1 protein-coding gene is annotated in these 324 nt (G+C 62.0%); it reads right to left on the reverse strand.

Annotated elements, in window-relative coordinates:
- Positions 1-324, reverse strand: a 324-nt coding sequence (locus NNO04_RS22655; protein ID WP_271446541.1) for an RHS domain-containing protein, incomplete at both ends; no start/stop codon positions are given.

Genomic DNA, 324 nt, shown 5'->3' on the forward strand with positions numbered 1-324 from the left:
AATGGCCACTCCAGCGCACGTTGCCGCGTACGTCGGTGACTTCCAGCGGTGCGCCGTTCAGGTCAGTACCGAACCAGTAAATCTCCCCCTGTTTATCGTCGCGCAGATGGTCGATTCGCGCCAGCGGACTCCACGCTTCGTTCGGGTCATAAAGGTATGTGCTGCATTGCCCGCCGTCGTGCTGCTCCTGCAACAGGCGGTATCCCTGCCAGAGGAAGCGGGTTTCGGTGGTGCCGTGGGCGGTGGCGACCTGTTTTCGCGTACGTCTGCCCAGCGCATCATACTGATAGTGCGCCTGAAAACGCCCCAGCGGGCCGGTTCCCT

It is taken from the genome of Citrobacter sp. Awk 4 (genome assembly GCF_028069725.1).
GTDB lineage: Bacteria > Pseudomonadota > Gammaproteobacteria > Enterobacterales > Enterobacteriaceae > Citrobacter_D.